The organism is Microbacterium sp. ARD31 (assembly GCF_031844425.1).
In genome coordinates this window covers 43,253-67,292 of the sequence record NZ_JAUZVE010000023.1, presented here as the reverse complement: position 1 = coordinate 67,292, position 24,040 = coordinate 43,253, and the positions used below count along the sequence as shown (strand labels likewise).

Below are 24,040 nucleotides of genomic sequence, written 5' to 3'. Positions count from 1 at the left end.
TCAGGCCGCGGCGGAGCGCACGAAGCCGCGCGCCTCGAGGGCGGCGACGATGCGCGCCGTGATCTCGTCCAGCGATCCCACGCCGTCGACGGCGTCGACGATGCCGCGTTCGCGGTACACCTCGAGGATCGGAGCGGTCTCGCGCTCGTAGATCGACAGGCGGTTCGCGATGATCTCTTCGGTGTCGTCGGTGCGACCCTGCTCCTGCGCGCGCAGCGAGAGGCGGGTGATGCTCTCGTCCCGCGGGACGCTGAGCTCGATGACGGCGTCGAGCGCTTCGCCGCGGTCTTCGAGGAACGCGTCCAGGTCGCGGACCTGACCGAGGTTGCGCGGGTACCCGTCGAGGAGGAAGCCCCCGGCGGCGTCGCCCTGCGAAAGCCGCTCGCGCACGACGGCGCTGGTCAGCTCGTCGGGAACCAGGTCGCCCGCCTCGATGATGGCCTTCACCTGCTGGCCGAGGTCGGAGCCTGCGGCCACGGCCGCGCGGAAGACGTCACCGGTCGAGATCGCGGGGATCCCGAAGGCCTCGGCGATCCGCACGCCCTGCGTGCCCTTGCCGGAGCCCTGGGGCCCGACGATGAGGAGCCGTGCCTGCGTGTGGTCGTGCGTCATCGGAGAAGTCCCTCGTAGTGGCGCTGCTGGAGCTGCGCGTCGATCTGCTTCACGGTCTCGAGACCCACACCGACGATGATGAGGATCGAGGCGCCGCCGAACGGGAAGTTCTGGTTCGCGCCGACCGTGGCCAGGGCGATGAGCGGCAGCAGGGCGATGAGGCCCAGGTAGATGGAGCCCGGCAGGGTGATGCGCGTGAGGACGTAGTCGAGGTACTCGGCGGTCGGACGACCCGCGCGGATGCCGGGGATGAAGCCGCCGTACTTCTTCATGTTGTCGGCGACGTCGACCGGGTTGAACGTGATCGCGACGTAGAAGTACGTGAAGCCGACGATCAGCAGGAAGTACAGCGCCATGTAGAGCGGGTGGTCGCCGGTCACGAGGTACTGCTGGATCCACGCCACCCACGCCGGAACGGTCTCGCCGGCCTGCGGCTGGTTGAACTGCGCGATCAGCGCCGGGATGTACAGCAGCGACGAGGCGAAGATGACGGGCACCACACCGGCCATGTTGACCTTGATGGGGATGTACGTGTTCGTCCCGCCGTACGTGCGGCGGCCGACCATCCGCTTGGCGTACTGCACCGGGATGCGGCGCTGCGACTGCTCGACGAAGACCACGAGCGCGATCACGAGCACGCCCACCGCGAGGACGAGGAGGAACACCTCGAAGCCGCGGGACTGCCAGATGGCCCACAGCGAGCCCGGGAACGCCGCGGCGATCGAGACGAAGATCAGCAGCGACATGCCGTTGCCGACGCCGCGCTCGGTGACGAGCTCGGCGAACCACATGATGAGGCCGGTGCCGGCGGTCATCGTGATGATCATGAGCAGCTGGGCCCACCACACGTCGTTGGTCAGCAGCTGCTCGCACTCGGGAACGCCGGTGATCCCGAAGAGCTGGCCGCTGCGGGCGACCGTGACGAGCGTCGTGGACTGCAGCAGCGCGAGCGCGATGGTGAGGTAGCGCGTGTACTGGGTCAGCTTGGCCTGGCCCGCCTGCCCCTCCTTGTAGAGGGTCTCGAAGTGCGGGATGACCACGCGCAGCAGCTGGACGATGATCGTCGCGGTGATGTAGGGCATGACGCCCAGCGCGAAGATGGACAGCTGCAGCAGTGCACCGCCCGAGAAGAGGTTGACCAACGACAGCAGCCCCTCGGTGCCCGCGCTCGCACTGAGGCAGGACTGCACGTTGGGGAAGTCGACGAACGGCGCCGGGACGTGGGCGCCCAGTCGGTAGAGCGTGATGATGGCCAGGGTGAATGCGATCTTCCGACGAAGGTCGGGGGTACGGAAGACCCGCGCGATGGCGCTGAACAAGAGGATGCCTCCAGAGGGGATGCCGGGCGCACAGGGCGCACCGACGTCCAGGGTAACGCAGAGGGGGCCGGAGCAAGCTCCGACCCCCTCTGGTGCACTACTTGACGGAACCGCCGGCGGCGACGATCTTCTGCTCTGCGGAGCCGGAGACCTTGTCGACGGTCACGTTGAGCTTCACCGAGATGTCGCCGGTGCCGAGCACCTTGACCTTCTCGTTCTTGCGGACCGCGCCCTTCGCGACGAGGTCGCCCACCGTGACGTCCCCACCCTGCGGGTAGAGCTCGGCGAGCTTCTCCAGGTTCACGACCTGGTACTCGACGCGGAACGGGTTCTTGAAGCCGCGGAGCTTGGGGGTGCGCATGTGCAGCGGCATCTGCCCACCCTCGAAGCCGACCTTGACCTGGTAGCGGGCCTTGGTGCCCTTGGTGCCACGGCCCGCGGTCTTGCCCTTCGAGCCCTCACCGCGACCCACACGGGTCTTGGCGGTGTGAGCACCCGGGACGGGACGCAGGTGGTGGACCTTGAGCACGCCGGGGCGCGAAACCGCGACGTCCTTCTTGGGCTCCGCCTTCTTGGCGGCGGCCTTCTTCGCCGGCGCCTTCTCGGCGGCGGGCTTGGCGTCTGCCTTGGCGGCGGCCTTGGGCGCAGCCTTCTTGGCGGAAGCCTTCTTCTCGACGACCTCTTCGGTCGCCTTCTCGGCCTTCTCAGCCATCAGTCGATCTCCTCAACCTTCACGAGGTGCGCGACGGTCTTGACGTAACCGCGCGTCTGCGCGTCGTCCGGACGGACGACGGAGTCGCCGATCCGCTTCAGACCGAGCGAACGCAGCGTGTCACGCTGGTTCTGCTTCTCGCTCACCTTGGACTTGACCTGGGTCACCTTCAGACGGGCGGCCATCATGCACCAACCTTCGCGGCAGCGGCAGCCTCGGCCTCTGCGCGCACGAGGCGCGCCGGGGCCACCTGATCGAACTCGAGTCCGCGACGAGCGGCGACGGCACGGGGCTCCTCGAGCTGCTTCAGCGCTGCGACGGTCGCGTGCACGATGTTGATCGTGTTCGACGAGCCGAGCGACTTCGACAGGACGTCGTGGATTCCGGCGCACTCGAGCACGGCGCGGACCGGGCCACCGGCGATGACACCGGTACCGGCAGCGGCCGGACGCAGCAGCACGACGCCGGCAGCGGCCTCGCCCTGCACCGGGTGCGGGATGGTCGACGCCGAGCGGGGCACGCGGAAGAAGTTCCGCTTGGCCTCTTCGACACCCTTGGAGATGGCGAGGGGGACCTCACGGGCCTTGCCGTAGCCGACGCCCACGACGCCGTTGCCGTCGCCGACGACGACGAGCGCGGTGAAGCTGAAGCGACGACCACCCTTGACGACCTTCGACACGCGGTTGATGGTGACGACGCGCTCGAGGAACTGGCTCTCGTTGCGGTCGCGCCCACCGCGGTCGCGGTTGGGGTTGCGCTCGCGCCCGCCGCGGCGCGGCTCGCGCTCGCGCTCGGCCGGAGCCGTGGCCGCCTCGGCCGGAGCCTCGGCAGCAGCCTGCTCGGTCACGTTGCTCTCCTTGTTGTCACTCACAGGTTCAGACCTCCTTCACGGGCGCCGTCGGCGATCGCCGCGACCCGGCCCGCGTAGCGGTTGCCACCGCGGTCGAAAACGACATCCTCGATGCCGGCGGCCTTCGCACGCTCGGCGACGAGCTCGCCGACCTTGCGCGCCTTGGCGGTCTTGTCACCGTCGAACGAACGCAGGTCCGCCTCGAGGGTGGAGGCCGAGGCCACGGTGTGACCCTTCGCGTCGTCGACCACCTGGACGAAGACGTGACGGGCCGAGCGGGTCACGACGAGGCGCGGACGCAGCTCGGTGCCGACGACCTTCTTGCGAAGGCGGGCGTGACGGCGCGTACGCGCCTGAGTCTTGGTCTTGACAGCCATGGTTACTTACCACTCTTTCCGGCCTTGCGCCGAACGACCTCGCCGGCGTACCGCACACCCTTGCCCTTGTACGGCTCGGGCTTGCGGATCTTGCGGATGTTGGCGGCCGCCTCGCCGACGGCCTGCTTGTCGATGCCGCTCACGGTGAGCTTGTTGTTGCCCTCGACCGTGAAGGTGATGCCCGCGGGGGGCTCGACCAGGACGGGGTGCGAGAAGCCGAGGGCGAACTCGACCGAGCTGCCCTTCTGCGCGACGCGGTATCCCGTACCGACGACCTCGAGGCCCTTGGTGTAGCCCTGGGTGACACCGATGATGTTGTTGTTGATGAGCGTGCGCGTCAGGCCGTGCAGCGAGCGCGACTCGCGCTCGTCGTCGGCACGGGACACGACGACCTGGCCCTCTTCGACCTCGACCGCGATGGGCTTGGCGACGGTGAGCTGGAGCTCGCCCTTCGGGCCCTTGACGGCGACGTTCTGGCCGGCCACCTCGACGGTCACGCCGGAGGGGATGTCGATGGGAAGACGTCCGATGCGGGACATGTCAGATCACCACACGTAGGCGAGGACTTCCCCACCCACGCCCTTCTGCTCGGCCTGACGGTCGGTGAGAAGACCGGAGGAGGTGGACAGGATCGCGACGCCGAGGCCGCCGAGGACCGTGGGGATCTCGGTCGACTTCGCGTAGACGCGCAGACCGGGCTTCGACACGCGCTTGATGCCGGCGATCGACCGCTCGCGGTTCGGGCCGTACTTGAGCGTGAGGGTCAGGGTCTGACCGACGCGGGCGTCCGCGACGGTCCAGTCCGAGATGTAGCCCTCCTGCTTGAGGATGTCGGCGATGTTGGTCTTGAGCTTGGAGCTCGGCAGCGACACGGAGTCGTGGTGCGCCGAGTTCGCGTTGCGCAGACGGGTCAGCATGTCTGCGACCGGGTCTGTCATTGTCATGAGTGATTCCTTCGTTCACCAGGTTTCGTACGCCGTTACACGACGGCCGACCTGTGGTGTGTTTCGATTCGGCCGCGTCGCGGCCTTCTCGGCAACCGGGTTGCCGAGCGGGGATTACGCCTGAGCGTCCTCGTTGCGGAACGGGAAGCCGAGGTGGCGCAGCAGGGCGCGACCTTCAGCGTCCGTCGACGCCGACGTCACGATGGTGATGTCGAAGCCGCGGACGCGATCGATCCGGTCCTGGTCGATCTCGTGGAAGACCGACTGCTCCTGCAGACCGAACGTGTAGTTGCCGTGTCCGTCGAACTGCGCGCCCGAGAGGCCGCGGAAGTCGCGGATACGGGGCAGGGCGAGGTTCACCAGACGGTCCACGAACTCCCACGCGCGGTCGCCGCGCAGGGTGACGTGGGCGCCGATGGCCTGGCCCTCGCGCAGCTTGAACTGGGCGATCGACTTGCGGGCCTTGGTGACGACCGGCTTCTGCCCCGTGATCTTGGTGAGGTCGTCGACCGCACCATCGATCACCTTGCTGTCGCGAGCAGCCTCACCGACACCGGTGTTGACGACGACCTTGACGAGACCGGGAATCTGCATGACGTTCGCGTAGCCGAACTCCTCCTGCAGCTTCTGCTGGATCTCAGCGCGGTACTTCTGCTTCAGGCGCGGCTGGATCTTGCCAGCCGGCGCGGCAGTGGTGGTGCTCATATCAGAGGTCCTTGCCTGACTTCTTCGCGAAACGCACGCGGACGGTGCGCTTCACGCCGTCCTTCGTCTGCTCCTCGACGCGGTGGCCGACGCGGGTCGGCTTCTTGGTCGAGGGGTCGACGAGTGCGACGTTGGAGATGTGGATCGGCGCCTCGAAGGTCTCGATGCCGCCGGTCTTGGTGCCGCGCTGGGTCTGGCCCACGCGGTTGTGCTTGGTGACGTAGTTCACGCCCTCGACGATGACGCGGTTCTGCTCGGTGAGGACCTCGAGGACCTTGCCCTGCTTGCCGCGGTCGCCGCCGCGCTCGGGCTTGGCGCCCGAGATGACCTGAACCAGGTCGCCCTTCTTGATCTTCGCCATGATCAGATGACCTCCGGTGCGAGCGAGACGATCTTCATGAACTTCTTGTCGCGAAGCTCACGACCGACCGGGCCGAAGATGCGGGTGCCGCGGGGCTCCCCGTCGTTCTTCAGGATGACGGCGGCGTTCTCGTCGAACTTGATGTACGAGCCGTCGGGACGACGGGTCGACTTGACGGTGCGGACGATGACGGCCTTGACCACATCGCCCTTCTTGACGTTGCCGCCCGGGATCGCGTCCTTGACGGTCGCCACGATGACATCCCCGACACCGGCGTAACGGCGGTTGGAACCACCGAGGACGCGGATCGTGAGGAGCTCCTTGGCGCCGGTGTTGTCGGCGACCTTGAGGCGAGACTCGTTCTGGATCATTGCTTACTTCGCCTTCTCGAGAATCTCGACCAGGCGCCAGCGCTTGGTGGCGCTGAGCGGACGGGTCTCGTTGATGAGGACGAGGTCGCCGATGCCGGCGGTGTTCTGCTCGTCGTGAGCCTTCACCTTCGACGTGCGGCGGATGACCTTGCCGTAGAGGGGGTGCTTCACGCGGTCCTCGACCTCGACGACGATCGTCTTGTCCATCTTGTCGCTGACGACGTAGCCGCGGCGGGCCTTGCGGTACCCACGGGCGTTGACGTCGCGGACGTCGTGCTCGGCCGACTCGTGACCAGTGGTCACGGGCGCCGTAGCGGCATCCTTCTTCTCAGCCATCACTCGGCCTCTTCCTTCGCGGCCTCAGCGGACTCGTCCGCCTTCTTGGCCTTGCTCTTCTTCGCCTTGGTGGCCGTCTCGACCGGGGCGGGGGTGGCACGGATGCCGAGCTCCCGCTCGCGGATGACGGTGTAGAGCCGCGCGATGTCGCGCTTGACCGCACGGATGCGGCCGTGGCTCTCGAGCTGGCCGGTGGCCGACTGGAAGCGCAGGTTGAACAGCTCTTCCTTGGCCTTGCGCAGCTCCTCCACGAGGCGCTGGTCTTCGAACGTGTCCAGCTCGCTCGGGGCGAGCGTCTTGGTGCCGACGGCCATTACGCGTCGCCCTCCTCGCGCTTGATGATGCGTGCCTTGAGCGGCAGCTTGTGGATGGCACGGGTCAGGGCCTCGCGAGCGAGCTGCTCGTTGACGCCCGCGACCTCGAAGAGGACGCGACCCGGCTTGACGTTGGCGACCCACCACTCGGGCGAACCCTTACCGGAACCCATGCGGGTTTCGGCCGGCTTCTTGGTGAGCGGACGGTCGGGGTAGATGTTGATCCACACCTTTCCGCCACGCTTGATGTGACGCGTCATGGCGATACGAGCGGACTCGATCTGACGGTTCGTCACGTAAGCGGGCGTGAGGGCCTGGATGCCGAACTCACCGAAGCTGACCGTCGTGCCGCCGGTGGCGGCGCCGTCACGCTTCGGGTGGTGCTGCTTGCGGTACTTGACCTTGCGGGGAATAAGCATCAGGCAGACGCTCCTTCTGCGACGGGGGCCTCGCTGCGGGGGCCACGACGACGGTCGCCACCGCGGTCGTCACGACGTGACTTCGGCGCGTTGGCCTGCTCGCGAGCGAGCTCCTTGTTGGTGAGGTCGCCCTTGTAGATCCAGACCTTCACGCCGATGCGGCCGAAGGTGGTCTTCGCCTCGTAGAAGCCGTAGTCGATGTTCGCGCGGAGGGTGTGCAGGGGCACACGGCCTTCGCGGTAGAACTCCGAACGGCTCATCTCGGCGCCGCCGAGGCGGCCGGAGACCTGGATGCGGACACCCTTGGCACCGGCGCGCTGCGCACCCTGCAGACCCTTGCGCATCGCGCGGCGGAAGGCCACACGGGCGGAGAGCTGCTCGGCGATGCCCTGCGCGACCAGCTGAGCGTCGGCCTCGGGGTTCTTCACCTCGAGGATGTTCAGCTGGATCTGCTTGCCGGTGAGCTTCTCGAGGTCGGCGCGGATGCGCTCGGCCTCGGCGCCGCGGCGGCCGATCACGATGCCCGGGCGGGCGGTGTGGATGTCGACGCGGACGCGGTCACGCGTGCGCTCGATCTCGATGTTGCTCACGCCGGCACGGTCGAGCGACGTCGTCAGGAGGCGACGGATCTTGACGTCCTCCGCCACGTAGTCGGCGTAGCGCTGCCCGGGCTTGGTGGAGTCCGAGAACCAACGCGACACGTGGTCGGTGGTGATGCCGAGGCGGAAGCCGTACGGGTTGACCTTCTGTCCCATTACTTGCTCGCCTTCTTGGTCTGGGCAGCCGGGGCGGACTCGGCGACCTCGGGGGTCGAGAGCACGACCGTGATGTGGCTGGTGCGCTTCTTGATCTGGAACGCGCGACCCTGGGCGCGGGGCTGGAAACGCTTGAGCGTCGTGCCCTCGTCCACGTACGCGTTCTTCACGTACAGGTCCTGCTCGTCCAGGAACTCGTTGTCCTTGTCGGCCTTCACACGAGCATTCGCGACCGCAGCGGCCACGAGCTTGTAGATGGGCTCGCTGGCACCCTGGGGAGCGAACTTCAGGATGGCGAGAGCCTCCTGAGCCTGCTTGCCCTTGATGAGCGCGACGACACGACGAGCCTTCTGAGGGGTCACGCGGATGTGCTTCACGCGTGCGATGGATTCCACCATTTGTACTCCTCCTCTTCCTCTCTCTGAGAGCGTCGCCGCGTCAGCGGCGACGGCCCTTCTTGTCGTCCTTCTCGTGGCCGCGGAAGGTGCGGGTGGGCGCGAACTCGCCCAGCTTGTGACCGACCATGGTCTCGGACACGAACACGGGGATGTGCTTGCGTCCGTCGTGCACGGCGATCGTGTGACCCAGCATGGCCGGGATGATCATCGAACGACGCGACCAGGTCTTGATGACGTTCTTGGTACCGGCTTCGTTCTGCGAGACGACCTTGCGAAGCAGGTGCTCGTCGACGAAGGGGCCCTTCTTAAGGCTGCGAGGCATCTTCCTCTACTCCTACTTCCGCTTCTTGCCGGCGTTGCGACGGCGAACGATCAACTTGTCGCTTTCCTTGTTGGGGTGCCGGGTACGACCCTCGGCCTGGCCCCAAGGAGTGACGGGGTGACGTCCACCGGAGGTCTTACCCTCACCACCACCATGCGGGTGGTCGACCGGGTTCATGGCGACACCGCGGACGGTCGGGCGGATGCCCTTCCAACGGTTGCGGCCGGCCTTGCCCCAGTTGATGTTGGACTGCTCGGCGTTGCCGACCTCGCCGATGGTGGCGCGGCAGCGCGCGTCGACGTTGCGGATCTCACCCGAGGGCAGACGCAGCTGCGCGTACGGGCCGTCCTTCGCCACGAGGCGGACGGACGCACCGGCCGAGCGCGCCATCTTCGCGCCGCCGCCGGGGCGGAGCTCGATGGCGTGGATGACCGTACCGGTGGGGATGTTGCGCAGCGGCAGGTTGTTGCCGGGCTTGATGTCGGCGCCGGCACCCGACTCGACGATGTCACCCTGCGACAGCTTGTTCGGGGCGAGGATGTACCGCTTCTCACCGTCGAAGTAGTGCAGCAGCGCGATGCGCGCGGTGCGGTTGGGGTCGTACTCGATGTGAGCGACCTTGGCGTTGATGCCGTCCTTGTCGTTACGACGGAAGTCGATCACGCGGTACTGGCGCTTGTGGCCACCACCGATGTGACGGGTCGTGATGCGGCCCTGGTTGTTGCGACCACCGGTCTTCGCCAGCGGGCGAAGGAGCGACTTCTCGGGCGTCGACCGCGTGATCTCAGCGAAGTCGGCGACCGACGAACCGCGACGACCGGGGGTCGTGGGCTTGTACTTGCGAATAGCCATGTCTCTAGTCCTCTATCCCAGCTGTCAGCCGACGGCCGTGAAGATGTCGATGGTGCCCGACTTCAGGCTCACGATGGCGCGCTTGGTGTCCTTGCGCTTACCGGTGCCGAAACGGGTGCGGCGGGACTTGCCCGGGCGGTTGAGCGTGTTCACCGACGCGACCTTGACGCCGAAGATCTTCTCGATGGCGAGCTTGATCTCGGTCTTGGTGGCGCGCGGGTCCACGAGGAACGTGTACTTGCCCTCGTCGATGAGCCCGTAGCTCTTCTCGGAGACGACCGGCTTCAGGATGATGTCGCGCGGGTCCTTGTTGACGGCGGTCATGCCGAGACCTCCTCGGTGGAGCCGGCCTTCGCAGCGACGAACGCGTCGTAGGCGGCCTTGGTGAAGACGATGTCGTCGGAGACGAGCACGTCGTAGGCGTTGAGCTGGTCGAACGTGAGCACGTGGACGTACGCGAGGTTGCGGACGCTCTTGACGCTCAGCTCGTCATCACGCGTGATGACGACCATGACGTTCTTCGTCGGCGCGAGCTGAGCCAGAACCGCGGCAGCAGCCTTCGTCGAGGGCGCACCCTCGATGCCGAACGAGTCGATGACGTGCAGACGCCCGCCGCGAGCCCGGTCGCTGAGCGCGCCCAGGAGGGCGGCGGCGACCATCTTCTTGGGGGTGCGCTGCGAGTAGTTGCGCGGCTTCGGTCCGTGGACGATGCCACCACCGGTCATGTGCGGCGCGCGGATCGAGCCCTGACGGGCGTTACCCGTGCCCTTCTGCTTGAAGGGCTTGCGGCCGGCACCGGAGACCTCACCGCGACGCTTGGTCGAGTGGGTGCCCTGGCGAGCCGCCGCGAGCTGCGCGACGACGACCTGGTGGATGAGGGGGATATTCGTCTTGACGTCGAACAGCGCGGCGGGCAGCTCCACGGAGCCGGCCTTCTTGCCGTCTGCCTTCACGACGTCGAGCGCGAGAGTCGAGTCAGCCATGTTCAGGCACCCTTCACTGCGTTGCGGACGTAGACGATGCGGCCACGAGCACCGGGGACGGCGCCCTTGACGAGCAGCAGACCCTTCTCGGCGTCGACGGCGTGCACCGTGAGGTTGAGGACGGTCACGCGCTCGCCACCCATACGGCCGGCCATGCGCATGCCCTTGAAGACGCGGCTCGGGGTCGACGAGGCGCCGATCGAACCGGGCTTGCGGTGGTTGCGGTGCGCACCGTGCGAAGCGGAGACGCCCTTGAAGTTGTGACGCTTCATGACACCGGCGAAGCCCTTGCCCTTGCTGGTGCCGACGACGTCGACCAGCTGGCCGGCCTCGAAGGTGGCGTCGACGGTGAGCTCCTGACCGAGTGAGTAGTCAGCGGCATCCGCCGTGCGCACCTCGGTGAGGTGACGACGCGGGGTCACACCGGCAGCCTCGAAGTGGGCCGTCTGCGGCTTGTTGACCTTGCGGGGGTCGATCTGGCCGTAAGCGATCTGCACGGCGTTGTAGCCGTCGCGCTCGGGCGTGCGCACCTGGGTCACCACGTTGGGGGCGACTTCGATGACGGTGACGGGAACGACCTTGCCGTTCTCGTCCCAGACCTGGGTCATGCCGAGCTTGGTGCCCAGCAGGCCCTTGGAAACCTTGGAGTTGATGTCAGCCATGATGATCGACCTCAGAGCTTGATCTCGATGTTGACGTCGGCCGGGAGGTCGAGACGCATCAGCGAGTCGACGGCCTTGGGCGTCGGGTCGATGATGTCGATGAGGCGCTTGTGGGTGCGCATCTCGAAGTGCTCGCGGCTGTCCTTGTACTTGTGCGGCGAACGGATGACTGCGATCACGTTCTTCTCGGTCGGAAGGGGCACCGGGCCCACGACCGTCGCGCCCGCACGGGTCACGGTGTCGACGATTTTGCGTGCCGACGAGTCGATGACCTCGTGGTCATACGACTTCAGGCGAATGCGGATCTTCTGTCCCGCCATTGTCTGCTCACTCTCTTTCTCGCGTCTTACCTCCCGGGTTCCCCGGGGGCATCGGACGCACGATGACGCTGTTGCGCCATGGCACTTCCACCAGCCGAAGCTGGTGCTGCTGCACCGCTGTTCTGCTGTCAAACCGGAGGGCTCCCCCGGCTCCGGCCGCCCGCTCCGCACGCGCACGTGCGGACCTGTCTCCAGGTGGGTTGTCGGATGTTTCGTTCTGCTGCCCGCGGCCTAGGACCCTGCGCGTATCGCGCCGCCTATGCACTGCCCTGGCAGTGATCCTGAGCAGAGCGCGGGAATGTGGAACTGGTCTAGTCTACGTGCCGGTCGGGCGTGTCGCAAACCCGGGCGTGTCGCGCGCGGCGGTATACGGCGGGTTCACAGCAGAACGGCCCCGGTCTTCGCGTCCGGAGCCGTTCTGCGGGCCGTGTCTACTCGTTTCCGATGGCCTTGTCGATGTTGTCGCGCACGCCGTCCACGTGGGTGTCGACGGAGTCCGGCGCGATCTTCTTCACGAACTCCGCTGCGGCGTCGAGCGCCTTGTCGCTGACATCCTCGGCCTGATCCGACTTCAGCGTCTGCTCGATCTGATCCTTGTTCTTCTCGAGGAAGTCCTTGCCCTGATTGACGAGGTCGTCGATCCCCATGTGATCCCCTTCCGATCCGCGGGTGCGTTCGCACCGCGCTTCATTCTGGCGTGGCGGGCGGTTCGCACGGAAGAGCAGAGCGGATGCCGGCGCACGCCGTCGCGGCATCCGGTCCACCCCTGGGAATACGACCGGATCGGTGGCACAATGGCAGACGTCGCTCGGGCCTCCGCTACTGGGGATGCGGACCGCGGGTTCACCCGCCTCGCCGCGAGCGGCCGAGAGGGGAATTGTGGCGTCGAATGTCATCGGCGCGGCGAGGATGCCGCCCGATCCGGAGCCCGACCGGTACGGCCTGGGGCAGCTGCGCGCTCTCACCACCGCCACCGCGGCGACATCGGCCGCCGACTGGCGCGCGCGCTACTCGCTGCGCCTGTGGGTGAGCGATCTGATCGTGCTGCTGGCCGTGGTCTTCGGCACGCACATCGCGTGGTTCGGCCTGGGCAATGCGCAGGTCTCCATCCGCGAGGACTCGCGCCTGAGCGCGGTGTCGTACTGGATCTTCTCGCTGGGACTCGTGGCGCTGTGGATGTGGGCGCTGAGCCTGGCGGATTCGCGCAGCGACCGCGCCATCGGCACCGGGTCCAGCGAGTACGTGCGCATGATGTCGGCCAGCCTCCGGCTGTTCGGGATGATCGCCATCCTCGCCTTCCTCCTGCGCGTCGACGTCGCCCGCGGGTACCTGCTCATCAGCTTGCCGCTCGGCGTCGCGATGCTGCTGCTGGAGCGCTGGCTGTGGCGGCAGTGGCTCGTCCGCCGCCGCGCGCGCGGCGAGTTCAGCGCCCGCGTCGTGCTCGTGGGCTCGGAGCGGTCGATCGCCCAGATCGGCGCCGCCCTGTCGCGCGCGCCCAGCGCCGGCTACCACGTCGTGGGCGCGTGCGTCCCCGGCGGGCGCGCCGGGGACGAGATCGACGGCACCGGCATCCCGATTCTGGGCGACGTCGCATACGTCTCCCGGGCGATGGCGGCGGCATCCGCCGACACCGTCGCGGTGACCAGTACGGACGAGCTGCCGCCGTCGAGCGTCAAGCGCATCGCGTGGGAGCTCGAAGCCGGGCGTCAGCACCTCGTGCTCGCGCCGAGCATCGTCGACGTGGTGGGCCCGCGCATCCAGACACGACCCGTCGCCGGCCTCCCGCTCATCCACGTGGAGACACCGCGCTACAGCAAGGGACAGCGCATCGCCAAGCGCACGATGGACATCGTCCTGGCCGGGATCGGGGTCATCGTGCTGGCGCCCTTGATGGCTGTCATCGCCGTGATCATCCGCACCCGCACCGGCGGACCCGCGCTGTTCCCGCAGACGCGCGTCGGGCTCGACGGCGAGGAGTTCCGGATGCTGAAGTTCCGCACGATGGTGTGCGACGCCGAAGAGCGGCTCACCGGGCTCGAGCTGCGTCAGGATGCCGGCAACGAAGTCCTGTTCAAGATGCTCGACGATCCCCGGGTCACGACCATCGGGCGGTTCCTGCGGCGGTACAGCCTGGACGAGCTCCCGCAGCTGTTCAACGTGCTCGACGGGTCGATGTCCGTCGTCGGTCCGCGCCCGTCGCTCCCCCGCGAGGTGCGGCAGTACGCCGACCACGTGCACCGCCGCTTCATGGTGAAGCCGGGCATCACCGGACTCTGGCAGGTCAGCGGGCGATCGAGCCTGTCGTGGGACGAGACCGTGCGCCTGGACCTGTCGTACGTGGAGAACTGGTCGCTCATCGGCGACGTGGTGATCCTGTTCAAGACCGCGCGTGCCGCGCTGGCTCCCGGCCTCACGGCAGCCTGAACCACGCCGCCGGCGGCCGCTCGAGCAGGCGGCGATCCTCGCGTGCGGAGGCGGCGCGCAGAAACGGCCCGGACGATGTCCGGGCCGTTTCCTCTTACGGACATCGCGACCCGGCCGGGGGGCAGGCCGGGCCGCGACGATCGGGGGGCTCAGGCGAAGGCGTGGACGCCGGCGTGAACCTCGACCCACGACCGGATCCTCGACGTGAACACCGAGGTGTCGAAGTCGGTCGCGCGGGCGATGCAGTCCTCAGGGCGTGCCTCGACGGCACGGCTGACCGCATCGGCGAGCTCGTCGGGGTGCCACGTGTACACGTGCGCCCCCGTGCGGCCGTCGATGACGGACTCGGATGCGCCGCCGACCGCATTGGCGACCACGGGCGTGCCCGAGGCCATGGCCTCGACCGGCACGATGCCGAAGTCCTCGACCGGTGCGAACACCAGGGCGGACGCGCGACGGTACAGGGCCCGCAGCAGCGCGAACGACGGGTGGCGCAGCAGCGTCACGGAGATGCCCGACTCTGCGGCATAGGCGCGCAGCCGGCGCTCTTCGGGTCCGGCCCCGGCCAGCACCACCGGCATCCCCGAGGCGGCCCCGGCGTCGATGACGGCTTCGAGCCGCTTGTAGGGCACGAAGCGCGAGACACCGAGGAGGAACTCGGTCGGCAGCGCCTTCAGGATGCGCTGCTCGGCGACCGTGTGGACGAGCGCCGCCGTCGAGAAGTCGGCCACCCGCACCGGCGGGTGGATGACCTCGGCCTCGCGGCCCCACTTGTCGGCGATGCGCTCGGCGATGTAGTGGCTGTTGGCGGCGATCGCCGTGGCCTCGGCGGCGCGCGAGCGGTCGAGCATCTTGAGCACGCCCGAGACCGCCCGGGCCACGGCGTTGTCGCCGCGCTTGTCGAGCTCGGGCACCCACACGTAGCGCGCGGGAGTGTGCGCGTAGACGAGCTTGGGCGCCTTGGCCGCCCTGCCGGCGAACTTGGCGTGGTGCGCGAAGACGTGGCTGCTCGCGAGCACCCAGTCCGCATCGCTCTCAGGCAGATTCCGCCAGACCGCCGGCATCAGCGGCAGCGCCATCGCCTTGCTGTGCCGCAGCGGCGTGCGCGCCAGTGAGCTCTCGGTCACGCCGGTGAAGCGTCCGGCGCTGTCATTCCACAGGCAGAAGCGGTCGGCGTCCGGGAACGTGTCGACGAGAGTCTCGAAGACGTTCTCGGATCCACCGCTGGCTTCGAGCCATTCGTGGACGATCATCCCGCTCATGCGTGCACCTCGTCTCGGTGCGCGCATGGCGGATTTTGTGGTGCACAAGTAACGGACATCGGCCCCCCAGAGGCAGTTGTTCCCAGTCGCCTGCCACGAGGGACCATCGGGTCGGTCCGCTCGCGCCCAGTGCAGGCGACTTCATCCTAGCCATGCGGGGCCGCCGCTGCCTAGAGCGAATCCGGCATTGCGGATGCCGGATTCCGTGGTGTACGGAGATCCCCCGCTTCCGGGTGGATCAGCCGGTGAAGGTGCCCACGACGGCGGCGCAGGAATCGGCGATCGACACCGGCGTGTCGGTGACGGTGGGCGTGTGCCGCACCGAGACCGCGCCGAGGTCCTGCTCGGGGAGTCGGCTCGTGTACGAGACCGTGCGGGTCTGCCCGCGGTCCACCAGCACGGTCACGCTCTCGGCCTCGCGACCGCCTTCGATGCCGGTTCGCGCGAGCGCGTCCACCGCACCGCCCGGGACCTCGACGCGATCGACCGTCGCTCCGGGAGGGGCCACGTACAGCACGTCGAGCATCATCGTGGTCTTCGATCCCCCGTACGTCGGCGATCGGCGGGCCAGCATGTGGAAGGTCAGGTCGTCCCGGTCGAGGGTGTTGGTGACCGACACCGTGGTGGTGACCGTGCGCGCCTCGACGTCGCACCGCACATCCACCTCCGAGCGGAGGTAGTACTCGAGCTTGCCGACCGCGGAGTCGTTCAGGAAGATGCCGACCTCGGTGGTGCTCTCGTTGTCCGCGGCGAGCCGTCCGTCGATGCCCAGCTCGGCGGCGACCGCCTCTTCCTCCTCGCGGGGGAACCACGCGTAGACGCGCTGCTCGTCGACCGACGTGCGCAGCGCCTCGATCATCTCGAGAGGGTCCCATCGCCCGCGCACGAGCTTGTCGAACACCGCGGCGGACGCCGCGGCGAAGAAGGCGTCAGCGGGCGCCTGGTCGCCGGGGAAGCGCAGGTAGGTCTCCTCGAGGAGCACTTGCACGACGTTGTCGGAAGTGATCTGGTAGCCGTCCACGTCCACGGGACCCGCGACCGCCAGCATGTGCGACAGCGCGACCGGGTCCAACGACAGCACGCCGTCGATCTCGCGGCCGGTCTCGGCCAGGATGCCCTGGAAGAGACGGGCTGACGTCGGGAAGCTCGGGGTCTTGGTGTAGTTCTGCGAATACCGCGCCCACTCGTCGTCGTAGAGCGCGGTGGTCTCGGCGGGCAGATCGACGAACTGACGACCGGTGAGCTCCGGGGTGGCGAACGTCGTGCTGCTCGCCTGATCGCTGAGGGCCACCCGGCCGGCGTCGACGCGGATCAGAACGGATGCGGCCGGGTTCCCGCCCGTGGCGCGGATCTCGGCGTTGTTCTGGAACATCACGAAGTACGTGCGCGGTTCGTCGTCGCCCAGGATCTGCAGCGCGGTCGGCAGCACCTCGGTCGCGGTGTGGACCAGGGGCGCCGTCTCGTCGATGACCTCGACGACCTGACCGACGGCGTCATCGACGATCGGCAGCAGCGCGTCCCTATCGATGCGGTCGACGTGCTCCTGCGCGGAGGCGAATGCCGCATCGATCTCGGGCAGCACCCCCAGCGCCGTGCGGAAGGGATCGAGATTGAACCCGCCCCCCGCGAAGCGAATCTTGTCGATGTCGACGGCGCCGAGCACTTCGAAGCTGGCCGGCAGCGCGTCGCGCACGAGGATGTGCGTGGCCGCGGTCGCCTCGCGCACGGCGCCGATGTTGGGCCCGACGCCGGGGATCCACGTGGCGAACTCCCACAGCGGGCCCTGCACGGTCTCGTCCGCGCGCGTCGTGTGCGCCAGAACGCTCGCCGCCGCGGCGTCGAACTGGTCGGTGTCGCCCTCGCGCACCAGGGCGGGAACGCTGCTCAGCTCGGACTGCGCCGCCTCCAGGTCGTCCCGGACCTCCAGCGCCTGACCTGCCAGGGCCACCCCCGCGATCGCGAGGCCGGCCAGGACGGCGATGAGCACGGCCAGGATCCCGAGCACCCAGGGCCACCGACGGCGTCGCGGCCGCGCGGGGGCCTCGTCGCGCGCCATGAGATCGTCGAGGGTGTCGGGCACGCTCGCATCCTACTGACGCGCACCCCGGATTCGCCGTGAATACCGCCCCTCATCATCCGCCGGCGTCGCACCCCAGACAGGTTGGAGCATGCTGCCTGATATCCTCGACGAAGTCTCTGCCGGTCTGCACGAAGCGTGTCGGCGGAGTCGGAGATTATTCGGGGGATGATCGAAACGTGATGGCTCGCGACCGGCACACCGATCCGGGGGCGCGAGGCGTGGCCATCGATGAAGGGTCGGCTCCCGAAATCCCCCCTCGACGGTCGGATCCGCAGTCCCGGCCCCCTCACGGCGTTCCGTCGCCGGCCGCCCGTGTGCGACGTTGGCAGCGGCTCTTCGCCGCCCTGCTTTCGATCACGGACACGATCGTCATCGCCGTCGCTGTCTTCGGGGCTCAGGTCGTCCGTTTCGGGTTCGGCGGCCAGCGTCTGCTGATTCCGGGGATCAGCGACAGTGACCTCATCGTGGCCTACACGGGGGTGTCGATCGTCCTCATCCTCGGATGGGCCCTCTCGCTGCGACTCTTCGGCACGCGGGACTACAGGATCGTCGGAACCGGGATGCTCGAATACAAGCGGGTATCCAACGCCACTTTCGCATTCTTCGGACTCTTCGCCATCGTCGCCTTCGCATTGCAGGCCCAGATCGGTCGCGCCTATCTGTTGATCGCTCTGCCGACCGGTTGGGTCCTCCTCCTGGTCAGCCGGTGGCTGTGGCGGCGGTGGCTCATCGGACGCCGCCGAAAGGGACGCCTTCTCAGCCACGCTGTGCTCGTCGGGGACCGCGCGAGCTCGCTGCACGTCGCCCAGCAGATCAAGCGCGACCCCGGGTGCGGTCTGGAGATCGTGGGCGCCGTGACCGAGCACGGCAGCACGAGCCAGGCTCTGTCTCCGGGTGTCCCCGTGCTCGGCGACTGGTATCACGTGCTTGAGCATGTGGATCGCGCGCGGGCGGACACTGTCATCATCACCGGTAATCACACCCTCGACCCCAGGCAACTGCGAGAGCTGGGATGGGGCCTGGAGGAGCGAAGGGCGAATCTCATCGTGGCTCCGGCGCTCACCGACGTGGCAGGCCCTCGTATCCATTCGACCCCCGTCGCCGGCCTGCCGCTCATCCACGTGTCGTATCCCGAGTTCACCGGGGTGAAGCTCGCCCTCAAGCGCACGTCGGACGTCATCATCAGCGCGATCGCGCTGCTCGTGCTCCTGCCGGCGCTGTTCGTCATAAGCATCGCCGTCCGTGCGACGAGTCCGGGCCCGGCTTTCTTCCGCCAGGAGCGGGTGGGGTTGCGCGGCACGCCCTTCCGGATGCTCAAGTTCCGCACCATGGTCGCCGACGCCGAGGAACGGCTGTCATCGCTGCTCGACGCGTCGGAAGGCAACGGCGTCCTGTTCAAGATGCGCAACGACCCTCGCATCACACCGGTCGGGCGACTGATGCGCAGATACAGCATCGATGAACTGCCGCAGCTGTGGAATGTCCTCAAAGGGGACATGTCCCTCGTCGGACCGCGTCCGCCCTTGGCCAGCGAGGTCGCGACGTACGAGGCGTGGGTGCACCGGCGGCTGCTCGTCAAGCCCGGCATCACCGGCCTATGGCAGGTCAGCGGACGAAGCGATCTCTCGTGGGATGACAGCATCCGTCTCGACCTGTACTACGTCGAGAACTGGTCGATCACCACCGACCTCGTCATCCTGTGGCGCACGGTGCGGGCGGTTCTGGCGAAGAACGGTGCGTACTAGTGCAGACAACCAACGGCACAAGAGGAGCCATGTTCGAGATTCTGACGGTCTGTACGGGCAACATCTGTCGCTCCCCCCTAGCCGAGACGGTGCTTCGAACGCGGCTGGCGGAATACGCGCCCCGCATCCACAGTGCGGGCACGATGGGTTTGGACAGCGCGCCGATGACCACCGACGCTCAGCGTCTCGCCCAGGAGCTTGGGGTTTCGCACGATGTTGCGGCCGCGCACCGCTCGCGCTACCTCACCGAGGCGGAGTTGCGCACTCCCGACCTCATCCTTGCGATGGGTCGCGATCATCGGAGACGCATCGTCGAGCTCGCTCCCCGCAAGCTCCGATCTGCATTCACCGTCCGTGAATTCTCACGCCTGGCCGCGGACACCCTCGACGAAGAGATCATGGCCGCTGCAGTCGAGGCGGGACCGGAGGCTTCGGCACGTGTGCGAGCCGCGGTCGCTGCGGTAGCGGCACAGCGGGGCATGAGCGCGCCCCCCTCCGATCCCCTCGAAGACGACGTGGTGGATCCCTATCGTCGCTCGTGGGAGACCTACCGACTCTCGGCTTCGCAACTCGCCCCAGCCTTGGACCAGGTGGTTCGGGTGCTGTCGATCGCGATGACGGCGCGCTGAAAGGGCCCGAACACTCGGTTCATCGCTCGGGGAGCCTCGGGCGTCGTGCTTGTCAGGGCTCGGGGAGGGGATCCACCGGGATCACCGGATCCGATGGATCGGTCGGATCCGTCGGATCGGTCGGATCGACGGGCTCCTCCGGGTTGGTCGGGCCGGGTGGGTCCGTCGGCTCGGTGGGGTCCACAGGTGCGCCCGGAGCAGGTTGCCCGCCGCCGAACTGCTGCTCCTGCTGCCGACGGAGTTCTTCCTCCCATGCCAGCCGCTGGGCGATCTCGATCTCAGCACGGGTCTGGTCCTCCCGCAGCGCAGTGACCGACTCCGCGTATGCGGTGAGGACTCCGGGAGACCGCGGGGCGGTGAGATCGACGGCGGCCACCGCAGCAGCAGCGGTGCGCACAGCGTCACGCCGGGACTCTTCCGCATCGGGATTCTCTTCGATGATCGTCTCAGCGAACGCGGGAAGTGTGTCGGCGAAGGCCGCCATAGCCTCAGAGAACCCGCGGCCCAGGCTCCTCATCTCCCCGCTTCGATCGCGAACCTCGTCCGCCAGATTCGTCAGGGCCGTCGTGCGCGAGGTCACGTCGTCGATGGCCGTGCCGATCGACGCGAGCGACTGCTCGTCCACGGTGGGTGGCGTGTAGGCCTCCGGCTTCTCCGGAATACGCAAGGCACCCAGCGCGGCCTCGTAATTCGACCGCGCCGACTCGAGCGATGCGAGCGCCTCGAGATCGCTCATCCCCTCGAGCGCGGCCAGCGGCTGTTGCAGCCGGTCGACGAGCACGAGAGCCTCACCGCGATCCTCTTCGGTGCGGTCGATGGCTGCGCTCACGGCGCGGGCCTCATTCGCCAGGACGGCTTCGCTGCGGGCCAGTGTCTCAAGCGCGTCGGCCTCCGGCGACGCCGAAGCGGTGACCACCCACGCGACCACGATCGCAGCGACCACAGCCACGACGGCCATCACTGCGGTGACGACGTTCAGCACGTCCACTGCCCCACCTACACGTCTGATACGCGTCGGAGAGGCGACGTCGCCGCCGCCGGCAGCGATCGCGGCGCCTCGACTGCCGACCACAGCCTGCAAGGCTGCAGTGTCGTCCGCAGGCGTCGGCGCGGCGGTTTGGGGCGCGCGGGACGCGCCGACAAGGTCCCCCAGGCCCCGCGATGAGATTCTGTCCACGGGCGCTCGCTGCTCGTCGACCGTTCTCGACCCGTCGTCGGCGAAGAGGTGAGCGAGCGAACTCATGAGGCCCCTTCGAGGTGTGGGAGGATCGAAAGCACGTGAGGCATGCCGGCCATGTCGCATCCAGGATAGCCGCGACGTGGTGTGCGGCCAGCAATCGAGTGGGGGCGTCGTGCAGCTGAGGGACTACGTCGCGCTGCTCCGGCGCAACTGGGTGATCGTCGTGGCCTGGACGGTGATCGGAGGCTCCGTCGGCGCCCTCGTCGCGTTGACGTCGCCGACGACGTATCAGTCGACATCGCAGCTGTACGTGTCGGTGCGCAACAGCGGCGCCGCGTGGGACCTGGCGCAGAGCACGAGTTACGCGCGCCAGGCCGTCACGAGCTACGCGCGGGTGGTCCCCACGTCCATCGTGCTCGACCCCGTCATCGACGACCTGGGGCTCGACGTCACGGCTCGCCAGCTCGCGACGCAGGTGACCGCATCCGCTCCTCTGGACACCCAGCTCATCTCGATCACGGTCACGGACGGGAACCCGAGCCTCGCCGCGCAGCTCGCCAACGCGATCAGCGACAGCTTCGCGAGTTCCGTCACCACGCGATTGGAGGCGCCGACCGGTGCGCGCTCGGACAGCCAGGTGCGGGTGGAGACGATCTCGCCCGCGAAGGTCCCGACAGCGCCGTCGGCACCCAACCTGCAACTCGACCTCGCGCTCGGCTTGCTGATCGGGCTGGCCGTCGGGGTCGGGCTCGCTGTCCTGCGCTCGGTGCTGGACACGCGTGTGCACACCGTCGCTGATATCGAGAGCCTCGTCGACGCACCGATTCTGGGCGGGATCCCGTTCGATCCCGACTCCGCCGAACGGCCTCTGATCGTCCAGGCGGCGCCGAGGGACCCTGGCGCGGAGGCCTACCGTCGGCTGAGGACCAACGTGCAGTTCCTCAATCTCGAGTCGTCGACTCCCACCTTCGTGATCACCAGCTCGGCGCCGGCCGAGGGCAAGTCGACGACGGCGGCGAATCTCGCGCTGACCCTCGCGGAAACGGGCATGCGGGTGGCGTTGATAGACGCCGACCTCCGCAAGCCACGCGTGGCCGACAACTTCGGCGTGGAAGGTGGGGTGGGCCTCGCCGATGTCCTGGCGGGGCGAGTTGCGCTGTCCGACGCCGTTCAGCACTGGGGCAGGGGAAAGCTGTTCCTGCTGACCGCCGGGACTCTGCCTCCGAATCCTGCGGAACTGCTCGGGTCCCGCCGGATGTGGCAGACCCTCGAGGAATTGCGGCGGGCGTTCGACTACATCATCATCGACGCGCCCCCTCTGCTTGCGGTCACCGACGCCGCCGTGCTGGCCCGACTGACGACCGGCGCGATCCTCGTCTCAGCATCGGGATCCACGCGAAAGCCGCAACTTGCGGCGGCGGTGAAGGCGGTGACCTCCGCCGACGCCAAAGTGAGGGGTGTGATCATCACCAAGCTGCCCACGAAGGGCCCCGACAGCGCGGCGTACAGCCAGTACACCTATGGCGTCACCCACGCCTCACCGTAGCGCCAAGGGACTGCGCGCGCCCTGTGACAGAATTGTCAGCGGCGCCATCGGGTGACGTTCGCGCCTGACGAGAAGGAACACACCTACGTGGAACTGCGCGACTACATCCGGATCCTCCACAAGAACTGGATCATCATCCTGGTGCTGACGGTGCTCGGCGGAGCGATCGGCGCTGGGTACTCCGCTACCCAAACCCCGACCTATCAGTCCACGACGCAGTTGTACGTGTCGGTGCGATCCGAGGGGGCAGCCACAGGTGACCTCGTGCAGGGAACGACCTTCGCCCGGCAGATCGTGGCCAGCTATGTCGACGTCGTGAACACCGCCCTTGTGCTCGAACCGGTGGTCGAACAACTCGGCCTCGACCTGAGCGTGGCCGAGCTGAGCACCCAGGTGACGGCATCCGCACCTCTCAACACCGTGATGATCGACATCACCGCGACGGACGCCGATCCCGCCCGCGCCGCCGCCATAGCCGACGCGACGGCCACGAGCCTCGCCAACGCGGTGCAGACCACCTTGGAGCAGCCCGCTACTGAGGACGAGGCGAGTCCCGTTCAGGTGACCACCGTCCAGCCGGCCGTGCGTCCTTCCGAGCCTTCAAGCCCCAACACCCCCTTGAACCTCGCGCTGGGCACGCTTCTGGGCATCGCGCTGGGCATCGGGGTGGGTGTCCTCCGCACCGTCCTCGACACGCGGGTGCGGACCCTCCACGACATCGAGCAGCTCACCTCCGCCCCTCTCCTGGGAGGCATCGCATACGACCCCGCCGCGCAGAAGCGCCCGCTGATCGTTCACGCCGACCCCCGCAGCCCGCGAGCCGAGTCGTTCCGATCGCTTCGCACCAACCTGCAGTTCCTCAACATCGAAGGTGGTCCGCGCTCGTTCGTCGTCTCCAGCGCCGGGCCCGGCGAAGGCAAGTCCACCACGACGGCCAACCTCGCGATCGCGCTCGCCGAGACGGGAGCGCGCGTTGCGCTCATCGACGGCGATCTTCGTCTCCCCCGCGTTGCGGACTACATGGGCATCGAGGGTGGGGTCGGGCTGACCGACGTCCTCATCGGACGGGTCGAGCTTGCGGACGCTCTCCAGAAGTGGGGCCGAGGGAAGCTTTTCGTCTTGACCTCGGGCCCGGTCCCACCGAATCCCAGCGAGTTGCTGGGGTCGGTGGCGATGGATCACGTGCTTGCAGCGCTGACTGAGCACTTCGACTACGTCCTCATCGATGCCCCGCCGTTGCTTCTTGTGACCGATGCCGCCGTCTTGAGCAAGAAAACACGCGGCGTCATCTTCGCCGCCGCATCCGGCAAGACCAAGAAGCACGACCTCACCGGGGCGATCCGCAGCCTTGAGACGGCGGGAGGTCAGCTGCTCGGCCTCGTCGTGACGATGCTCCCCACACGCGGGCCGGACAGCTACGGATACGGCGCCTACACCTATGGGGCCACTCACGAGGCGGACGGGTCGAAGAAACTGCGCTCGCGTAAGGAGAAGCGCCCGAAGGCCCGGAAGGCGCGTGTGACGGCCTGACAGCAAGCTCGCCACACGCTGTCCGTGGTCGG

At 67.8% G+C, this 24,040-nt stretch carries 31 protein-coding genes; 5 read left to right on the top strand and 26 right to left on the bottom strand.

The window, feature by feature from the left end:
• From Q9S36_RS33530 to Q9S36_RS33420, 23 genes are all read right to left on the bottom strand, one after another.
• Window positions 1–612, bottom strand: coding sequence for an adenylate kinase (locus Q9S36_RS33530; protein ID WP_311289127.1), 612 nt, complete (start codon window positions 610–612; stop codon window positions 1–3).
• Window positions 609–1,931, bottom strand: coding sequence for a preprotein translocase subunit SecY (gene secY / locus Q9S36_RS33525; protein ID WP_251451648.1), 1,323 nt, complete (start codon window positions 1,929–1,931; stop codon window positions 609–611). Before secY ends, Q9S36_RS33530 begins: the two co-directional genes overlap by 4 nt.
• Window positions 1,932–2,028: 97 nt before the next feature.
• Window positions 2,029–2,643: a 50S ribosomal protein L15 gene (gene rplO / locus Q9S36_RS33520; protein WP_311289126.1), complete on the bottom strand. Its 615-nt coding sequence runs from the start codon at window positions 2,641–2,643 to the stop codon at window positions 2,029–2,031.
• Window positions 2,643–2,828, bottom strand: coding sequence for a 50S ribosomal protein L30 (gene rpmD / locus Q9S36_RS33515; RefSeq protein WP_023954062.1), 186 nt, complete (start codon window positions 2,826–2,828; stop codon window positions 2,643–2,645). Before rpmD ends, rplO begins: the two co-directional genes overlap by 1 nt.
• Entirely contained in the window at window positions 2,828–3,514 is a 687-nt protein-coding gene (gene rpsE, locus Q9S36_RS33510) for a 30S ribosomal protein S5 (protein WP_311289125.1), read from the bottom strand. Before rpsE ends, rpmD begins: the two co-directional genes overlap by 1 nt.
• Window positions 3,511–3,870, bottom strand: a complete 360-nt coding sequence (gene rplR, locus Q9S36_RS33505; protein WP_251451651.1) for a 50S ribosomal protein L18 — start codon at window positions 3,868–3,870, stop codon at window positions 3,511–3,513. The genes rpsE and rplR overlap by 4 nt, the downstream gene beginning before the upstream one ends.
• Before the next feature lie 2 nt (window positions 3,871–3,872).
• Complete coding sequence (rplF, locus tag Q9S36_RS33500; RefSeq protein ID WP_251451653.1) at window positions 3,873–4,409, bottom strand: 50S ribosomal protein L6; 537 nt, start codon at window positions 4,407–4,409, stop codon at window positions 3,873–3,875.
• Between the two features lie 6 nt (window positions 4,410–4,415).
• Window positions 4,416–4,814 (bottom strand): 30S ribosomal protein S8, encoded by a 399-nt coding sequence (gene rpsH / locus Q9S36_RS33495; protein ID WP_251451655.1) that lies wholly within the window; start codon window positions 4,812–4,814, stop codon window positions 4,416–4,418.
• A gap of 114 nt (window positions 4,815–4,928) precedes the next feature.
• Entirely contained in the window at window positions 4,929–5,519 is a 591-nt protein-coding gene (gene rplE / locus Q9S36_RS33490) for a 50S ribosomal protein L5 (RefSeq protein ID WP_251451657.1), read from the bottom strand.
• A 1-nt stretch (window position 5,520) separates the two neighbouring features.
• Window positions 5,521–5,880 (bottom strand): 50S ribosomal protein L24, encoded by a 360-nt coding sequence (gene rplX / locus Q9S36_RS33485; protein ID WP_311289124.1) that lies wholly within the window; start codon window positions 5,878–5,880, stop codon window positions 5,521–5,523.
• Window positions 5,881–5,882: 2 nt separating this feature from the next.
• Window positions 5,883–6,251 carry a 50S ribosomal protein L14 gene (gene rplN / locus Q9S36_RS33480; RefSeq protein WP_064003326.1) on the bottom strand — a complete coding sequence of 123 codons (369 nt, stop codon included), beginning with the start codon at window positions 6,249–6,251 and terminating at the stop codon, window positions 5,883–5,885.
• Window positions 6,252–6,254: 3 nt separating this feature from the next.
• Window positions 6,255–6,587 (bottom strand): 30S ribosomal protein S17, encoded by a 333-nt coding sequence (rpsQ, locus tag Q9S36_RS33475; RefSeq protein WP_253034943.1) that lies wholly within the window; start codon window positions 6,585–6,587, stop codon window positions 6,255–6,257.
• Window positions 6,587–6,901, bottom strand: coding sequence for a 50S ribosomal protein L29 (rpmC, locus tag Q9S36_RS33470; RefSeq protein ID WP_018187344.1), 315 nt, complete (start codon window positions 6,899–6,901; stop codon window positions 6,587–6,589). Before rpmC ends, rpsQ begins: the two co-directional genes overlap by 1 nt.
• A complete protein-coding gene (gene rplP, locus Q9S36_RS33465) occupies window positions 6,901–7,320 on the bottom strand; it encodes a 50S ribosomal protein L16 (RefSeq protein ID WP_217528404.1) in 420 nt (139 codons plus the stop codon). Before rplP ends, rpmC begins: the two co-directional genes overlap by 1 nt.
• Window positions 7,320–8,075 carry a 30S ribosomal protein S3 gene (rpsC, locus tag Q9S36_RS33460; protein ID WP_064003328.1) on the bottom strand — a complete coding sequence of 252 codons (756 nt, stop codon included), beginning with the start codon at window positions 8,073–8,075 and terminating at the stop codon, window positions 7,320–7,322. Before rpsC ends, rplP begins: the two co-directional genes overlap by 1 nt.
• A complete protein-coding gene (gene rplV / locus Q9S36_RS33455) occupies window positions 8,075–8,473 on the bottom strand; it encodes a 50S ribosomal protein L22 (protein WP_064003329.1) in 399 nt (132 codons plus the stop codon). Before rplV ends, rpsC begins: the two co-directional genes overlap by 1 nt.
• A gap of 40 nt (window positions 8,474–8,513) precedes the next feature.
• Window positions 8,514–8,795: a 30S ribosomal protein S19 gene (rpsS, locus tag Q9S36_RS33450; protein WP_018187348.1), complete on the bottom strand. Its 282-nt coding sequence runs from the start codon at window positions 8,793–8,795 to the stop codon at window positions 8,514–8,516.
• A gap of 12 nt (window positions 8,796–8,807) precedes the next feature.
• Window positions 8,808–9,647 (bottom strand): 50S ribosomal protein L2, encoded by an 840-nt coding sequence (gene rplB, locus Q9S36_RS33445; protein WP_036309862.1) that lies wholly within the window; start codon window positions 9,645–9,647, stop codon window positions 8,808–8,810.
• Window positions 9,648–9,671: 24 nt separating this feature from the next.
• On the bottom strand, window positions 9,672–9,971 hold the full coding sequence (gene rplW / locus Q9S36_RS33440; RefSeq protein WP_064003330.1) for a 50S ribosomal protein L23: 300 nt from the start codon (window positions 9,969–9,971) through the stop codon (window positions 9,672–9,674).
• Window positions 9,968–10,630 (bottom strand): 50S ribosomal protein L4, encoded by a 663-nt coding sequence (gene rplD / locus Q9S36_RS33435; RefSeq protein ID WP_064003331.1) that lies wholly within the window; start codon window positions 10,628–10,630, stop codon window positions 9,968–9,970. Before rplD ends, rplW begins: the two co-directional genes overlap by 4 nt.
• 2 nt (window positions 10,631–10,632) lie before the next feature.
• The gene (gene rplC / locus Q9S36_RS33430; protein WP_064003332.1) at window positions 10,633–11,292 is read right to left on the bottom strand and encodes a 50S ribosomal protein L3; all 660 of its coding nucleotides are present in this window, start codon (window positions 11,290–11,292) and stop codon (window positions 10,633–10,635) included.
• A gap of 11 nt (window positions 11,293–11,303) precedes the next feature.
• A complete protein-coding gene (gene rpsJ / locus Q9S36_RS33425) occupies window positions 11,304–11,612 on the bottom strand; it encodes a 30S ribosomal protein S10 (RefSeq protein WP_018171443.1) in 309 nt (102 codons plus the stop codon).
• A 431-nt stretch (window positions 11,613–12,043) separates the two neighbouring features.
• On the bottom strand, window positions 12,044–12,259 hold the full coding sequence (locus Q9S36_RS33420) for an Rv0909 family putative TA system antitoxin (RefSeq protein WP_251451681.1): 216 nt from the start codon (window positions 12,257–12,259) through the stop codon (window positions 12,044–12,046).
• Between the two features lie 232 nt (window positions 12,260–12,491).
• Between Q9S36_RS33420 and Q9S36_RS33415 the strand changes: the two genes are divergently transcribed.
• Window positions 12,492–14,036, top strand: coding sequence for a sugar transferase (locus Q9S36_RS33415; protein ID WP_311289123.1), 1,545 nt, complete (start codon window positions 12,492–12,494; stop codon window positions 14,034–14,036).
• A gap of 149 nt (window positions 14,037–14,185) precedes the next feature.
• Here the strand turns inward: Q9S36_RS33415 and Q9S36_RS33410 are convergent, their stop codons facing one another.
• Window positions 14,186–15,298, bottom strand: coding sequence for a glycosyltransferase (locus Q9S36_RS33410; RefSeq protein ID WP_311289122.1), 1,113 nt, complete (start codon window positions 15,296–15,298; stop codon window positions 14,186–14,188).
• Window positions 15,299–15,536: 238 nt separating this feature from the next.
• Window positions 15,537–17,378, bottom strand: coding sequence for a DUF4012 domain-containing protein (locus Q9S36_RS33405; protein WP_311289121.1), 1,842 nt, complete (start codon window positions 17,376–17,378; stop codon window positions 15,537–15,539).
• A gap of 35 nt (window positions 17,379–17,413) precedes the next feature.
• Between Q9S36_RS33405 and Q9S36_RS33400 the strand changes: the two genes are divergently transcribed.
• Together Q9S36_RS33400 and Q9S36_RS33395 are read left to right on the top strand one after the other, a co-directional pair.
• Complete coding sequence (locus tag Q9S36_RS33400) at window positions 17,414–19,123, top strand: sugar transferase (protein WP_311289120.1); 1,710 nt, start codon at window positions 17,414–17,416, stop codon at window positions 19,121–19,123.
• A 29-nt stretch (window positions 19,124–19,152) separates the two neighbouring features.
• Window positions 19,153–19,752 carry a low molecular weight phosphatase family protein gene (locus tag Q9S36_RS33395; RefSeq protein ID WP_311289119.1) on the top strand — a complete coding sequence of 200 codons (600 nt, stop codon included), beginning with the start codon at window positions 19,153–19,155 and terminating at the stop codon, window positions 19,750–19,752.
• Between the two features lie 52 nt (window positions 19,753–19,804).
• Here the strand turns inward: Q9S36_RS33395 and Q9S36_RS33390 are convergent, their stop codons facing one another.
• Complete coding sequence (locus Q9S36_RS33390) at window positions 19,805–20,740, bottom strand: hypothetical protein (RefSeq protein ID WP_311289118.1); 936 nt, start codon at window positions 20,738–20,740, stop codon at window positions 19,805–19,807.
• A gap of 271 nt (window positions 20,741–21,011) precedes the next feature.
• On the opposite strand from Q9S36_RS33390, the gene Q9S36_RS33385 reads away from it, so the two are divergent.
• Window positions 21,012–22,478, top strand: a complete 1,467-nt coding sequence (locus tag Q9S36_RS33385; RefSeq protein ID WP_311289117.1) for a polysaccharide biosynthesis tyrosine autokinase — start codon at window positions 21,012–21,014, stop codon at window positions 22,476–22,478.
• A 51-nt stretch (window positions 22,479–22,529) separates the two neighbouring features.
• A complete protein-coding gene (locus tag Q9S36_RS33380) occupies window positions 22,530–24,008 on the top strand; it encodes a polysaccharide biosynthesis tyrosine autokinase (RefSeq protein WP_311289116.1) in 1,479 nt (492 codons plus the stop codon).
• Window positions 24,009–24,040: the final 32 nt, after the last annotated feature.